The organism is Comamonas badia DSM 17552 (assembly GCF_000484635.1).
Lineage (GTDB): Bacteria > Pseudomonadota > Gammaproteobacteria > Burkholderiales > Burkholderiaceae_C > Comamonas_C > Comamonas_C badia.
Genome location: NZ_AXVM01000011.1, coordinates 29305 through 44210, shown reverse-complemented (window position 1 = coordinate 44210; position 14906 = coordinate 29305). Strand labels below are relative to the sequence as shown.

The 14906-nt window shown below is 65.3% G+C and carries 14 protein-coding genes; 12 read left to right on the top strand and 2 right to left on the bottom strand.

Features of this window, described 5'->3' with window-relative positions:
- From K320_RS0116795 to guaA, 3 genes are all read left to right on the top strand, one after another.
- On the top strand, positions 1-179 hold a 179-nt coding region (locus tag K320_RS0116795), incomplete at its 5' end, for a transposase (protein WP_029696278.1).
- Positions 180-520: 341 nt separating this feature from the next.
- A complete protein-coding gene (guaB, locus tag K320_RS0116790) occupies positions 521-1996 on the top strand; it encodes an IMP dehydrogenase (RefSeq protein ID WP_024539961.1) in 1476 nt (491 codons plus the stop codon).
- A gap of 76 nt (positions 1997-2072) precedes the next feature.
- On the top strand, positions 2073-3692 hold the full coding sequence (gene guaA / locus K320_RS0116785) for a glutamine-hydrolyzing GMP synthase (RefSeq protein WP_024539960.1): 1620 nt from the start codon (positions 2073-2075) through the stop codon (positions 3690-3692).
- A gap of 356 nt (positions 3693-4048) precedes the next feature.
- On the opposite strand, the gene K320_RS0116780 is transcribed toward guaA, so the two are convergent.
- Positions 4049-4915, bottom strand: a complete 867-nt coding sequence (locus K320_RS0116780; protein WP_024539959.1) for an arginase family protein — start codon at positions 4913-4915, stop codon at positions 4049-4051.
- Positions 4916-5223: 308 nt separating this feature from the next.
- Here K320_RS0116780 and K320_RS19745 point away from each other — a divergent pair, with 308 nt between their 5' ends.
- The 5 genes from K320_RS19745 (at position 5224) to K320_RS0116755 (ending at position 9976) form a co-directional block, all read left to right on the top strand.
- The gene (locus K320_RS19745) at positions 5224-5595 is read left to right on the top strand and encodes a phage head closure protein (protein ID WP_034343829.1); all 372 of its coding nucleotides are present in this window, start codon (positions 5224-5226) and stop codon (positions 5593-5595) included.
- Between the two features lie 56 nt (positions 5596-5651).
- Complete coding sequence (locus K320_RS0116770) at positions 5652-6758, top strand: NAD(P)/FAD-dependent oxidoreductase (RefSeq protein ID WP_024539957.1); 1107 nt, start codon at positions 5652-5654, stop codon at positions 6756-6758.
- Positions 6759-6893: 135 nt separating this feature from the next.
- Positions 6894-7925, top strand: coding sequence for a TRAP transporter substrate-binding protein (locus K320_RS0116765; protein ID WP_084301289.1), 1032 nt, complete (start codon positions 6894-6896; stop codon positions 7923-7925).
- Positions 7926-7994: 69 nt separating this feature from the next.
- Positions 7995-8696 (top strand): TRAP transporter small permease, encoded by a 702-nt coding sequence (locus K320_RS0116760; protein WP_024539955.1) that lies wholly within the window; start codon positions 7995-7997, stop codon positions 8694-8696.
- A complete protein-coding gene (locus K320_RS0116755; protein ID WP_024539954.1) occupies positions 8693-9976 on the top strand; it encodes a TRAP transporter large permease in 1284 nt (427 codons plus the stop codon). Before K320_RS0116760 ends, K320_RS0116755 begins: the two co-directional genes overlap by 4 nt.
- Positions 9977-10044: 68 nt before the next feature.
- Here K320_RS0116755 and K320_RS0116750 read toward each other — a convergent pair whose 3' ends face one another.
- Complete coding sequence (locus tag K320_RS0116750; RefSeq protein WP_024539953.1) at positions 10045-11325, bottom strand: O-acetylhomoserine aminocarboxypropyltransferase/cysteine synthase family protein; 1281 nt, start codon at positions 11323-11325, stop codon at positions 10045-10047.
- On the opposite strand from K320_RS0116750, the gene K320_RS0116745 reads away from it, so the two are divergent.
- The 4 genes from K320_RS0116745 to K320_RS0116730 all read left to right on the top strand — a co-directional run bounded on the left by K320_RS0116745 (position 11324) and on the right by K320_RS0116730 (position 14891).
- On the top strand, positions 11324-11692 hold the full coding sequence (locus K320_RS0116745; protein ID WP_342667239.1) for a prepilin-type N-terminal cleavage/methylation domain-containing protein: 369 nt from the start codon (positions 11324-11326) through the stop codon (positions 11690-11692). The two genes, K320_RS0116750 and K320_RS0116745, sit on opposite strands and share 2 nt — an antisense overlap.
- 61 nt (positions 11693-11753) lie before the next feature.
- Positions 11754-12902, top strand: coding sequence for a tRNA adenosine(34) deaminase TadA (gene tadA, locus K320_RS0116740; protein WP_024539951.1), 1149 nt, complete (start codon positions 11754-11756; stop codon positions 12900-12902).
- 5 nt (positions 12903-12907) lie between these two features.
- Positions 12908-13876, top strand: a complete 969-nt coding sequence (locus tag K320_RS0116735) for an LD-carboxypeptidase (RefSeq protein WP_024539950.1) — start codon at positions 12908-12910, stop codon at positions 13874-13876.
- A gap of 97 nt (positions 13877-13973) precedes the next feature.
- Complete coding sequence (locus K320_RS0116730; RefSeq protein ID WP_245593912.1) at positions 13974-14891, top strand: adenylate/guanylate cyclase domain-containing protein; 918 nt, start codon at positions 13974-13976, stop codon at positions 14889-14891.
- Positions 14892-14906 lie beyond the last annotated feature (15 nt).

Genomic DNA, 14906 nt, shown 5'->3' with positions numbered 1-14906 from the left:
AGACGGCACGGGTCAAGGACGCCTATCGTCGACGCAAGCACATCGTTGAGCCACCCAATGGGTGGATCAAGTCGGTCCTGGGGTTCCGCCAGTTCAGTCTGCGCAGCTTCGCCAAAGCCAGATGCGAGTGGAAACTCGTCTGCATGGCGCTGAATCTGCGGCGCATGGCGTACTTGTGAGGCAAAACACAAGGCAAAACCTTCTCGAACCCGCTGCCGCCCGAATGGCGACTCGATACTCGACCCTGCAGCGCATCGGATGCGCGTTCCTTGGTCTTCGCACCAACGGCTCGGTGCCTGCAGTGGCGTCGAACAGCTCATCATTTCACGTCTGCCGCGCAGACTCCTAGGGGCTGTCGGACTTGGGGCGTCGAAAGCGTTCTCGAAGAGCCGCGAAGCCAAAAATGGACCGCTGCGATCCATGTGCATCGGACGGTTTCCAAGGCCGGCAGCCTCCTGGATGCGGCGCTGCAGCAATGCGTTGCGGCCTCATGGGTACAATCCGATTTTTGGAGCTTTCCATGCGCCTTCTTGGAAAAGCGCTCACCTTCGACGATGTGTTGCTGGTGCCGGCGTATTCCCAGGTCCTGCCCAAGGACGCCTCGCTCGCCACGCGCTTCACGCGCGGCATTTCCCTGAATATCCCGCTGGTGTCCGCTGCCATGGACACGGTGACCGAAGCACGTCTGGCGATCGCCATTGCCCAGGAAGGCGGCATCGGCGTGGTGCACAAGAACCTGACGGCCGAGCAGCAGGCGGCGGAAGTTTCCAAGGTCAAGCGCCACGAATCGGGCGTGGTGCACGATCCGGTGGTCATCACCCCCGAGCACACGGTGCTGCAGGTGCTGCAGCTCTCCGAGGAACTGGGCATTTCCGGCTTTCCAGTGTGCGACGGCGGCAAGGTGGTGGGCATAGTCACCAGCCGCGACGTGCGCTTCGAGACGCGCTACGACGTCAAGGTGCGCGAGATCATGACACCGCGCGAGCGCCTGATCACCGTCAACGAAAAAGACGACACCGGTCCTGCGCACGCCAAGGCGCTGCTCAACAAGCACAAGCTGGAACGCCTGCTGGTGGTGAACGATGCCTTCGAGCTCAAGGGCCTGATCACCGTCAAGGACATCCACAAGCAGACGACCTTCCCCAACGCCGCGCGCGACAGCGCCGGCAGCCTGCGCGTGGCGGCTGCCGTCGGGGTGGGCGCGGGCACCGAGGAGCGTGTCGAGCTGCTGGTGAAGGCCGGCGTGGATGCCATCGTGGTGGACACCGCGCACGGCCACAGCAAGGGCGTGATCGAGCGCGTGCGCTGGGTCAAGAGGCATTACCCTCAGATTCAGGTGATCGGCGGCAACATCGCCACCGGCACCGCCGCCATCGCGCTGGCCGAGGCGGGCGCCGATGCGGTCAAGGTCGGCATAGGCCCTGGCTCGATCTGCACCACGCGCATCGTCGCCGGCGTCGGCGTGCCGCAGATCATGGCGATTGACAGCGTGGCTACCGCGCTCAAGGGCACGGGCGTGCCGCTGATCGCCGATGGCGGCATCCGCTTCTCCGGCGACATCGCCAAGGCGCTGGCCGCGGGTGCCAGCTCGGTGATGATGGGCGGCGTCTTCGCTGGCACCGAAGAGGCGCCGGGCGAGGTCATTCTCTACCAGGGACGCTCGTACAAAAGCTACCGTGGCATGGGCTCGATCGGCGCGATGCAGCAGGGCAGCGCCGACCGCTACTTCCAGGAGGCGAGCAGCGGCAACCCCAACGCCGACAAGCTCGTACCCGAGGGCATCGAAGGACGCGTGCCGTACAAGGGCAGCATGGTCAGCATCGTCTACCAGCTGGCCGGTGGCGTGCGCGCCGCCATGGGCTACTGCGGCTGCGCCACGATCGCCGACATGAACGACAAGGCCGAGTTCGTCGAGATCACCGCCGCCGGCATCCGCGAATCGCACGTGCACGACGTGCAGATCACGAAGGAAGCGCCGAACTACCGCGCGGACTGAGTCCTTCAGGCATCTTCATATTGATAGCTGCCAGCGCTTGCCAGGCAAGCGCTGAAGCCGTTTTTCTTATAAATCCATGCAGCACGACACCATCCTCATCCTCGATTTCGGCTCCCAGGTCACACAGCTCATCGCGCGGCGTGTGCGCGAGACGCAGGTGTATTGCGAGGTCCACCCCTGCGATGTGAGCGATGCCTGGCTGCAGGAACAGGCGCGGGGCGGGCACCTCAAGGGCGTCATTCTTTCGGGCAGCCACGCCAGCACCACGCAAGAGAGCACCGACCGCGCGCCAGCCGCCGTCTTCACGCTGGGCGTGCCGGTGCTGGGCATCTGCTACGGCATGCAGACCATGGCGCAACAGCTGGGCGGCACGGTGCAGGCATCCGGGCAGCGTGAATTCGGCTATGCCGAGGTGCGCGCGCGCGGGCACACGGCGCTGCTCAGGGACATCGCCGACTTCACCACAGCCGACGGGCACGGCATGCTCAAGGTGTGGATGAGCCACGGCGACAAGGTGACGCAGCTGCCGCCCGGCTTCAAACTCATGGCCAGCACGGCGTCCTGCCCCATCGCTGGCATGGCCGATGAGGAGCGGCATTTTTACGCCGTGCAGTTCCACCCCGAAGTCACGCACACGCTGCAGGGCAAGGCGATGCTGGAGCGCTTCGTGCTGGGCATCTGCGGTGCCCGCGCGGATTGGGAGATGCGCAACCACGTCGCTGAAGCGGTGGAAAAAATCCGCCTCCAGGTCGGCAGCCGGCAGGTGCTGCTGGGGCTGTCCGGCGGCGTGGATTCCAGCGTTGCGGCGGCCTTGATCCACCGCGCGATAGGCGAGCAGCTGACCTGCGTTTTCGTTGACCATGGCCTGCTGCGCCTGAACGAGGGCGACATGGTGATGGAGATGTTCGCCGGCAAGCTGCATGCCAAGGTGGTGCGCGTGGATGCGAGCGATCTGTTTCTGTCGGAGCTTGCGGGCATCAATGAACCCGAGCAAAAGCGCAAGACCATTGGCCGCCTGTTCGTCGACGTTTTCAAGGCCGAGGCGCAAGAACTCAAGAGCGCCGGCGGCGGCAATGCCATCTCCTTCCTGGCGCAAGGCACGATCTACCCGGACGTGATCGAATCCGGCGCGAGCAAAAGCAGCAAAAAGGCCGTGACGATCAAGAGCCACCACAACGTCGGCGGCCTGCCCGAGCAACTGGGTCTGGAACTGCTGGAGCCGCTGCGCGATTTGTTCAAGGACGAGGTGCGGGCACTGGGCATTGCGCTCGGTCTGCCACCCGAAATGGTCTATCGCCACCCCTTCCCCGGCCCCGGCCTGGGCGTGCGCATTCTGGGTGAGGTGAAGAAGGAATACGCCGACCTGCTGCGCCGGGCCGACGCCATCTTCATCGAAGAACTGCGCGGCTGCATCGACGAGAAATCGGGCAAGAGCTGGTACGACTTGACCAGCCAGGCCTTTGCCGTCTTCCTGCCCGTGAAAAGCGTCGGCGTGATGGGCGATGGCCGCACCTACGACTACGTGGTCGCGCTGCGCGCCGTGCAGACCAGCGACTTCATGACCGCCGACTGGGCCGAGCTGCCCTACAGCCTGCTCAAGAAGGTGAGCAGCCGCATCATCAACGAGATTCGCGGCATCAACCGCGTGACCTACGACGTGAGCAGCAAGCCGCCGGCGACGATTGAGTGGGAGTGAATTGACGTCCTTCGGGGGTGAATTTAGGTCCTTCGAGGACTATCGCCAGCTATCGAAAAACTGACGTAACGCGTTGATCTATAAAGAAATACGTCACAGAAGCTATCGGTGGCTATCGCCGGCCAGCAGAAAAAGTTGGCGGTAGAGTTGACGGTAAAAATCGAGGCCGGATTGCCGCGTGTCGTGGGGTGGCCCATCGAGACGAAGGAATAACCGCGCCCAGGCCGTTCCGCCCTGGGCGCGGTGCAACGCAAATCCGGGCGCGGCAGTGGTCGCGCCCGGTGCTCAAGCCCAACAGCCAAATTAGGACGCCGCCGCCTTCGCGCTGGCTCAGGCGGCGGTGTTACAGGGGCCGGTCAGCGTTGCATGATGGGCAGGCTGGCCATTGCATTCTTGAGGCGCAGCATGTCCCACGGCAGGAACTCCGCAAAGGCCAACCCAACCATGTCACAGGCGCTACTCACATCCTGCAACAGCCGAATGACTTGGCCCAGCCGCATCGTGCCTTGCACGATGCCGTCGAACGTGCCTTCCGGCTGCTCTGGCTTGTTGAACAGCAGCGGCGAGAAGTGGGCGGCATCGAGCACGTCCAGGTCGAAATGCACCGCCAGGTGCGAGATGCCTTCGGCTTTGATCCAGTCGAGGATCGACTGGCTGCTCTCAGCAAGGTCGGCTGCCGGGGTATGCCGGATGCCCAACTCCTGAAGAATGTTTCCCTCGGCGGGCGTCCAATCGCTCATGCCGGCGATCATCACGCGCGCCGGGTTCAGCTTGTGCTCAACCTCGGCCGTGAAATCCGCGTCGCCGCGCCCCAGCAGCATACCCAGCACATGAGCATGGGCGTGCGAGAACTCGGCGGCGCTCATGACGTCCGGGTGAGCATCGACCCACAGCACGCCCAGCTTGCCGTCATAGCGGCGATTCAAGTAGGCCATCGGGGCAAGGTCAACAAGGCAGTCCCCGCCCAGCGTGACGATGCGATCGGGCTGGTGCCGCTCGATGGCGGCCCGCGCAGCGCGCGCCTGCGCCAGCAGGACCATGCGTGCTTTGATGCCTTGTTCGATTTCCAGTGGCTGGCCGTTGGCTGCGGGAACCTCTATCGTTTCTTCCGGCCCTTCGTGCGCAGGTGCCAGCCAGCGCAGCAGTTCGGCGCCGAAACGATAGGCGGGCTCAGTGCCGCCTTGCCATTGCGGCATGTTCAGTCGGAGTGTCTTTGTGGGCATTGACGCATTCCTGTTTCAAAGCGCCCATGCGCGACAGCCCTCGGTTGAACTCTGTTTTCATGGGTGGCACCTGTCCGGGTGCGGATAGAAAGTGCTTTTGCCCGGCAATATGAGGGCGTTTCGAGAAATATAAAGATGGCACGGCCGGCCTGGGCGTGTCGGCGCTTCGCGCCGCCGGGCTTTCGGGCTGCGCCCCGTGCCGTCTTTGCCGTTACGGCCATTCAGCTTCAATCCCTTGTACCTTTGAAATGCGTGTTCGGCAGTGCCGTCACGCCCGAACCTGTCAGGGTTCGGGGCTCAACTTCACCATGCTGACCGATACCAAGTTGCGCAACCTCAAGCCGAAAGACAAGCTCTACGAGGTGAACGGCCGTGACGGCCTCTATGTAGCTGTCACGCCGGCCGGGGTGGTTTCGTTTCGCTGCAACTACGCCATCCACGGTCGACAGGAGATCTCAACTGGTGTCGGCGGCCTCACCAACTGGGCCGTTGTGGAGCCTTTGGCGGGACGGGAATCCTTCGCCGTCGATGCCGCGCGATCCGAGGTGACGGCAAGGGTCAGGATGCGCTGCAGGCCCGGCCTGACCGGCAAGGATCGCGTGGTCCATGAACGTACCATATACAACGTCGTGAGCGCGGTTGATGCGCGTTCAGAGCATCGGGAACCGGTGCTGATGTGAAACGAGTGGGGTAACCACACGGAATTACGATCCCGTTGATGATGGAGCGGCTAAGCGTGGCAGATCGCGTGCAGTGCGTGGTGGTAGGCGCTGGTGTCGTTGGCCTGGCGGTGGCGCGCGCGCTGGCTTTGCAGGGGCGCGAGGTGCTGGTGCTGGAGGCGGAGGGTGCGATCGGCACACAGACCAGTGCGCGCAGCAGCGAGGTGGTTCACTCCGGCCTCTATTACCCCACGGGGTCGCTTAAGGCGCTGCTGTGCGTGCAGGGCCGCGCGCTGTTGTACGACTACTGCAGGCAGCGCGGCATACCCCATAGCCGCTGCGGCAAGCTTATCGTGGCGACTTCCCTGCGGCAGGCAGACGCCCTGCGGGTCCTGGCGGCGCAGGGCGAGGCCAACGGGGTGGGCGATCTGCAGTGGCTTGATGGCGCCAGTGCACGGCGGCTGGAGCCGCAGCTGGCCTGCCACGCCGCGCTGCTTTCGCCCAGCACCGGCATCGTTGACAGCCATGCATTGATGCTGGCACTGCAGGCCGACTTGGAGCAGCAGGGCGCCATGGTGGTGCTGCGCACGCGTGTCGAGCGCGTCGCCCGTGTGCGAGGGATGCTGCGGCTGCACACCCAGGATGGCGCGCAGCTTGAAACGGCATGGCTGGTGAATGCCGCCGGCTTGGATGCGGTGAAGCTGGCACGGCATACCGAAGGACTGTCTGCGGCGTTCATTCCCCAGGCGTTTTATGCCAAGGGCAATTACTTTGCCTGCGGCGTGCGTGCGCCGTTCTCGCGCCTGATTTATCCCTTGCCGGAGGCGGCCGGTCTGGGTGTGCACCTGACGCTCGATCTGGCCGGCCAGGCGCGCTTCGGGCCCGATGTGCAGTGGGTGGATGACCCAAGCGACCTGCACGTGGATGCACGCCGGGCCCGGGTTTTCTATGGCGAGGTGCGCCGCTACTGGCCAGGCCTGCCCGATGGGGCGCTGCTGCCTGCCTATGCCGGCATGCGACCGAAGATCCAGGGGCAGGGCGGGCCTGCGGCGGATTTCGCGATCCAGGGGCCGAACGTGCATGGCGTGCCGGGGCTCGTCAACCTGCTGGGCATCGAATCGCCGGGGCTTACCAGTTGTCTGGCGATCGGTGCTCATGTCGCCGGTTTGCTGCACGGCGGCTGATGCATGTCAGGAATTCCTGATCAGACAGGGTTTTTCCGGGTGGCGCGGCGGGCTCCATGCAACAGAATCGCTCCCACGCGCGGTGGGCTGGAGTTTGCGGCCACGCCGTTTTTTCTTTTCCACAGGAGTGCTTGCATGCGTGAATCGATCAAAGTGGGTCGCCGTCCGGTTCTGGCGGCGTTGTCTCTGGCGGGTCTGGCAGGGGCGCCATTCATCGCACGGGCGCAATCGCCCATCGTGATCAAGTTCAGCCATGTGGTGGCGCACGACACACCCAAGGGCAAGGGCAGCGAGTTCTTCGCCAGGAAGGCCGAGGAGCTGACCGGCGGCAAGGTCAAGGTCGAGGTGTACGCCAACAGCGCCCTCTACAAGGACAAGGAAGAGATGGAGGCGCTGCAGCTCGGCTCGGTCCAGATGCTGGCGCCCTCGCTGGCCAAGTTCGGCCCGCTGGGCGCCAAGGAATTCGAGGTGTTCGACCTGCCCTACATCTTCGACAACCGCGACGAGCTGCACAAGATCACCACCGGCCCGGTGGGCGCCAGGCTGTTCACCAGGCTGGAGCCGCGCGGCGTCAAGGGCCTGGCCTACTGGGACAACGGCTTCAAGGTGTTCTCGGCCAACCGGCCGCTGCACGGCGTGGCGGATTACAAGGGCCTGAAGTACCGCATCCAGTCCTCCAAGGTGATCGAGGAGCAGATCCGCGCGCTCGGTGGCATTCCGCAGGTGATCGCCTTCGGTGAAACCTACCAGGCGCTGCAGACCGGCGTGGTGGACGCCACCGAGAACCCGCCGTCCAATTTCTACACCCAGAAGATGCACGAGGTGCAGAAACACCTGAGCATGACCCACCATGGCTACCTCGGCTATGCGGTCATCACCAACAAGAAGTTCTGGGACGGCCTGCCCGCCGACGTGCGCGGCCAGCTGGAAGACGCGATGCGCCAGGCTACGGCCTACGCCAACCAGATCGCGCAGGACGAGAACGACCGCGCGCTGGCCGAGGTGAAGAAGAGCGGCAAAACCGAGATCTACACGCCCACGGCCGAGGAGCGCGCCGCGCTCAAGAAGGCGCTGGTTCCGGTACACGAGAAGATGGCCAGCCGCATCGGCAAGGACACCATCCAGGAGGTCTACAAGGCCACGGGGTTTGATCCGACCAAGCTCTGATACCTACTGAAAATCAGGCATTGAGCGTTGAGCGGCAACCGTTCAACGCTCATTTTTTAGGTGAAAACCATGAAAATCCTCGATCACCTGGAAGAGTGGCTGATCGCCTTCCTGATGGGCGCCGCCACGCTCATCGTCTTCGTCGCGGTGGTGCACCGCTATACCGCCGGCTATGCCATTCCCGGCCTGCAGGACTGGCTGCTCTCCGTCAATCTGACCTGGGCGCAGGAACTGACCATCATCATGTTCGTCTGGATGGCCAAGTTCGGTGCGGCCTACGGTGTGCGCACCGGCATCCATGTGGGTGTGGACGTGCTCATCAACCGCATGCAGACGCCGCTGCGCAGCAAATTCATCATCTTCGGCCTGGCCGCGGGGGCCCTGTTCACGGGCGTGGTGGCCTGGATGGGCGGCAAATTCGTCTGGGAGAACGGCGCGCACTACGGCATCTTCAACGCCCTGGGTATGAATGTGGAGCACCTCATCGAAGGCCCGACGACGCCCGATCTGGAATGGCCCACCTGGGTGGTGTACAGCGCGATTCCGCTGGGCAGCGGATTGATGTGCTTCCGCTTTCTGCAGGTGCTGGTCAGCTTCATCCGCACCGGCGAGCTGCCGCACCACGACCACGGCCATGTGGACGGCCTGGACGATGACGAGGAGCCGGTGGTGGCGCCGCCCTTCAAGGATGCGGGCGAAGCCGACCCCTACGGCCTGCGCGACAACCTGCACCCGGATGAGACCGGCAAGCCTCGGGGAGGCAAGCCGTGAACGCCGCCATCATCTTCTTCCTCCTCGCGGCGCTGATGCTCACCGGCATGCCGGTGTCGATCGCGCTGGGCCTGACGGTGCTGAGTTTTTTGTTCGGCTTCACCGACGTGCCGCTGGAATCGGTGGCGCTCAAGCTCTTCACCGGCATCGAGAAGTTCGAGATCATGGCCATCCCGTTCTTCATTCTGGCGGGCAACTTCCTCACCCACGGGGGCGTGGCCAAGCGCATGATCCGCTTCGCCACCGCCATGGTCGGCCACTGGTACGGCGGCCTGGGCCTGGGCGGCGTGATGGCCTGCGCGCTGTTCGCGGCGGTGTCGGGTTCCAGCCCGGCGACGGTGGTGGCCATAGGCTCCATCCTGCTGCCGGCCATGGTCAAGGCGGGCTTCCCGAAGCGCTTCGGCGCGGGTGTCATCACCACCTCGGGGGCGCTCGGCATCCTGATCCCGCCCTCCATCGTGATGGTGATGTACGCCGTGGCCACCAATACCTCGGTCGGCGCCTTGTTCATGGCCGGCGTCATCCCCGGCATCGTGCTGGCCTTCGTGCTGGGCCTGGTGACCTGGTGGCGCGCGCGCAAGAACGACTACCCGCGCCTGCCCAAGGCCAGCTGGGGCGAACGCTGGAAGGCCTTTCGCGAGTCGGTCTGGGGGCTGCTCTTGATCATCGTGGTGATGGGCGGCATCTACGCCGGCATCTTCACGCCCACCGAGGCCGCGGCCATGAGCGCGGTCTACGCCTTCTTCGTCGCGGTGTTCATCTACAAGGACATGGGCCTGAAGGACGTGCCCAAGGTGCTGCTGAACTCCGCCAACATGAGCGCGATGCTGCTGTACATCATCACCAACGCGGCGCTGTTCAGCTTCATCATGGCCAACGAGAACATCCCGCAGGCCATGGCCGACTGGATCATGAGCCACGGCCTGGGCGTGATCGGCTTCCTGCTGGCGGTCAATGTCGTCCTGCTGCTGGCGGGCAACTTCATGGAGCCCTCGTCGATCATGCTGATCTTCGCGCCGATCCTGTTTCCGATCGCGATGAAGCTGGGCATAGACCCCATTCACCTGGGTATCCTGATGGTGGTGAACATGGAAGTCGGCATGTGCCATCCGCCGGTGGGCCTGAACCTGTACGTCGCTTCGGGCATCACCAAGATGGGAATTACCGAGCTGACGGTGGCCGTCTGGCCCTGGCTGCTGGCGATGCTGGGCTTTCTCGTCGCCGTCACCTACTGGCCCGCGATGAGCCTGTGGCTGCCGCGCATGCTGGGGATGATTTAGAGATACTCCAAAAAAAGAGCTGCCAGCGCTTGCTGGAAAAGCCCTGGTGGCTCTTTTCGCTTGAAACCTCAGACGGCTTCGAGGGCCTGGTTCAGGTCGGCAAGCAGGTCGCTGATGTGTTCGATGCCGATGGACAGGCGGATCATGCCCTCGGTCACGCCGGCGCTCGCCAGCTCCTCGGGGTTGAGCTGGCGGTGCGTGGTGCTGGCCGGGTGCGTGGCGAGCGAGCGCGTGTCGCCGATGTTCACCAGGCGGTAGAAGAGCTTGAGCGCGTCGAGGAAGCGCGCCCCGGCGGCGCGCGGGTCGCCGCTGGATTTGAGGTTGAACGAGACGATGCCCGAAGCCTTGCCGCCCAGTTGCCGTTGCACCAGCGCATGGTCCGGGTGGCTGGGCAGGCCGGCGTAGCGCACCCATTCCACCTTGGGGTGTTTCTCCAGCGTTTCGGCGATTTTCTGCGCGTTTTCGCAGGTGCGCTCCATGCGCAGGCCCAGGGTTTCGATGCCCTGCAGGATCAGGAAGGCGCTGTGCGGCGCCAGCGCCGCGCCGGTGTTGCGCAGCGGCACCACGCGCGCGCGGCCGATGTACGCGGCCGGGCCCAGCGCCTCGGTGTAGACCACGCCGTGGTAGCTCACGTCGGGCTCGTTCAGGCGCTTGAAGCGGGCCTTGTGCTCGGCCCAGGGGAACTTGCCGCTGTCCACGATGGCCCCGCCTATGCTGTTGCCGTGGCCGTTCAGGTACTTGGTGAGCGCGTGCACCACGATGTCCGCGCCGTGCTCGATCGGGCGCAGCAGGTAGGGGCTGGGCACGGTGTTGTCCACGATCAGCGGCACGCCGTGGGCGTGCGCCACGTCGGCCAGCGCGCGGATGTCGGTCACGTTGCCCAGCGGGTTGCCGATGGATTCGCAAAAGATGGCCTTGGTGCGTTCGTCGATCAGCGCGCCGAAGCTCTCGGGCTTGCGCGGGTCGGCGAAGCGCACCGTGATGCCCTGCTGCGGAAAGGTGTGGGCAAACAGGTTGTAGGTGCCGCCGTAGAGCGTGCTGGAGCTGACGATGTTGTCGCCCGCCTCGGCGATGGTCTGGATCGCCGCCGTGATGGCCGACATGCCCGACGCGAAGGCCAGCGCCGCCACGCCGCCTTCGAGCGCCGCGAGGCGCTTTTCCAGCACGTCGGTGGTCGGGTTCATGATGCGCGTGTAGATGTTGCCCGGCACCTTGAGGTCGAAGAGGTCCGCGCCGTGCTGCGCGCTGTCGAAGACATAGGAAGTGGTCTGGTAGATCGGCACCGCCGCCGACTTGGTGGTGGGGTCAGGGGAGTAGCCGGCGTGGACCGCCAGGGTGTCGATATGCATGGACTTGCCTTCGTGTTGTCGGAAAAACCGCCTATTGTGCGTGGTCGTGCCGGGATGCGGAAAGAACAAATGCTTATGTGCATATGGCCGGCGCTACCATGCACGGCAATACATGCAGGAGTGGGCAATGCGCTTTGGATTCAGCCTGGTGGGTTTGCTGGTCGTCCTGGCCATCGTGGCCATTTTGGTCAAGAAGCAGCTGCATGCGCCATCCATCGCGCTGCCGCCTGCCGCAGGGCAGGGCGCAGTCAATGCTGCCAAGCCGACGAGCGTGAAGGAGCAGAGCCAGCAGGTGCAGCAGCAGGTCAAGCAACAGATGGAATCGTTGATGCAGCAGCCTCGGGCGATGCCCGAAGATGGTCAATGAATATGCCTCTAACGCTTTGCTGTATTACGATAGATGCTATGGTTTGTGATTTTTTTACCGCATGATGGAAGGCGATGAGCACTGGATGCGCGCGGCGCTGGGTGCAGCGCGGGAGGCGCAGGCAGCGGGCGAGGTGCCGGTCGGTGCCGCGATCGTCCGGGAGGGCGTGCTCATCGCCACCGGGCGCAATGCCCCCAGGCAGCAGCACGACCCGACGGCGCACGCCGAAATCGCTGCCTTGCGCGCAGCGGCGCAGCAGCTGGGCAACTACCGGCTCGATGGCTGCACGCTCTATGTCACGCTCGAGCCCTGCCTGATGTGCGCCGGTGCCATGCTGCATGCGCGCCTGGCGCGCGTGGTGTTTGGCGCGCCCGATCCCAAGACGGGCGCCGCGGGCTCGGTTTTCAATGTGTTCGCCGAGCCGCGGCTGAACCACCAGACGGCTCTCCATGGCGGCGTGCTTGCCGCCGAGTGCACTGCGCTGCTGCAGGATTTTTTCGGCCAGCGGCGCCGGTTGCAGCGCACCAGCGCGCAGCCGCTGCGCGATGATGCGCTGCGCACACCCGACGCCCGCATGGCCGCCTTCGCCAGCCCGCTGTCGCGTTGGGTGTCCGATTTGCCAACATTGCAGGGCTTGCGCCTGCATTATCTGGACCTGGGCCCGGGTACGGGCGGCGGGGCCTGGCTGCTGCTGCATGGCGCCCGGGGCTGGAGCTGGCAATGGCGCGATTTTGCACCGGCGCTGGTCGCCCTGGGTCAGCGCGTGATCGTCCCCGACCTGATCGGCTTTGGCCGCAGCGACAAGCCGAAGAAGGCAGTGGTGCACAGCGCGGATTGGCATGCCCAGGTGCTCAAGGAACTGCTGGCGCGCCTGGGTCTGAATGCGGCCGTGCTGGGACTGGCGGATGGCCAGGGCGCCACGGCATGGCCCCATCGGCTGCTGCCCCATTGCGCCGGGGCGCTGCTGCTGCAGCTGCCCGCCATGCCCGCCGGTGCGGCAAATGCGCCCTACCCGGACGAGGGCCACCGCGCCGGTCCCAGGGCCTTGGAGCACTGGTCCCGGGAGCCGCGGCAAGTGCCCGACGGCATGCCATGGTTCGAGGCGGCGATCGCCGATGCCGCGGCCGCCGGAAACGTGGCGCGCCGCGCTGTGGAATACTTTGCGCCTGTCACCCATCCCGATGGAGCCGCGCCGCGCAGCCCGGCCTGAAACCCTTGCCTTCCACCCACGATCACGCACACGAGCACTGCAGCCACCACGCGGGCGCGCAGCATATTTACGTCTATTCGCCTTCCGGCGCGGTGCGCGACAAGGCCGCGCTGCGCCGCGCCATCAAGCGCCTGCAGCGGCTCGGCCATGAAGTGGAGCTGGACCCGGATGCGCTGTCCAGCCACACGCGCTTTGCCGGCGACGATGCCGCGCGGCTCGCCGCCATCCACCGCGCGGCGGCCAGCGGTGCCGACGTGGCGATGATGACGCGCGGCGGCTATGGCCTCACGCGGCTGCTGCCCGAGATACGCTACAAGCAGTTGGCCAGGGCCGTGGAGCGCGGCACGCGCTTTGTCGGCATGAGCGATTTCACCGCGCTGCAGATGGCGCTGCTGGCGCGCACGGGCACCGGCACCTGGGCGGGGCCGCTGCTGTGTGCGGACCTGGGCTGTGCAGAAGAACCCGACGACATCATGCTGGCCTGCCTGCAGGACCTTTTCAGCGGCGAAGGCGAGGGTACCGGCTGGCGCCTGCCCAAGGACAGCGAAGGTGTGCTGGCGGGCAAGGAGCTGCACGGCGCGCTGCTGTGGGGCGGCAACCTGGCGGTACTGTGTTCGCTGGTGGGCACGCCATGGCTGCCGACCATCCAGGGCGGCGTGCTGTTTCTGGAAGATGTGGGCGAGCACCCCTACCGCATCGAGCGCATGCTCACCCAGCTGCTGTACGTGGGCGTGCTGGCGCGGCAGAAGGCCATCGTGCTTGGGCAGTTCACGGACTACCGCCGCACGCCGCACGACAAGGGGTTTTCGCTGGCCACGGTGGTGGCGTGGCTGCGCCAGCACACGCGCGTTCCGGTGCTGACCGGGCTGCCGTTTGGCCATGTACCCACCAAGGTCACCCTGCCGGTAGGGGCGAAGGTGGCGCTGGCGGTCGAAGGGCGCGATGCGTTGATGCTCTGGGGTCACGTTCATTGACCGTTTTTTCAGATTTTGTGCGTTTGTACTGATAATGCACGGCATCCAACCCTGAGGCTTTCCCCTGTCCAACGCAGCCAGTCCCATCAAGACCGTGGTGTTTGCAGACATCGCGGGCAGCACGGCGCTGTTTGACGCGCTGGGCAACGCCGAGGCAACGCGTGCGGTCACCACACTGACGCGGCAAATGGGCCTGGCCATCAAGCACGGCGGCGGGCGGGTGGTCAAGAAGCTGGGCGACGGCGTGTTCGGCATTTTTGCCCATGGCGCCGACGCCGCCAACGCCGCCGTGCAGCTCATGCGCGAGCAATTCCTGGCGACCCGCGCGCTGCCCGAGTCGCAGCGCCTGGCGGTGCGTGTCGGCCTGTGCACGGGCGAAGTCGTGGAGGTCGAAGGCGATTGCTATGGCGATGCGGTCAATATCGCGGCGCGTCTGTGCGAGCGCGCGGGGCCGGATGAAATCCTGGCCACCGAGGCCACGGTGCAGGAGCTGCGCGGGCGCCAGCGCGGCGGGGCGAACCGCCTGGGGCACATCGAGGTGCGCGGCCGCTCGGAAGCCGTCGTCACCTACCAGATCGAATGGCGCGAAGAGGAGGGGCAGGACAACCTGACCGTCCAGGGCGGCCTGCCGAGCGAGCTGGGCGTGCTCCTGGCTGGTGCGGGCGGCACCGGCCGGCTCGAATTCGAGTGGCATGGCACGCGGCAGTGGTTCACCGCGGCGGCGGGCACCGTGTACATCGGACGCGGCGCCGATTGCCACGTGCGCGTCGATGACCAGCGCGCCTCGCGCACGCATGCGCGCGTGGATTGGCGCCAGGGCAGCGCCGTGCTGACCGATTTGAGCAGCTTCGGCACCTGGGTGCGCTTTGCCGGTGGCGCTTCGCCGGTGCAGCTGCGCCGCGAAAGCTGCCTGCTGCATGGTATCGGCGAACTCGCGCTCAGTGTGCCGTTTGCCGATGAATCGGCGCCGGTGCTGGGTTTTTCGATTTCCGGCGGGCCGCCGCCAAAACAGTAGCGAAGCGCCAGCCGA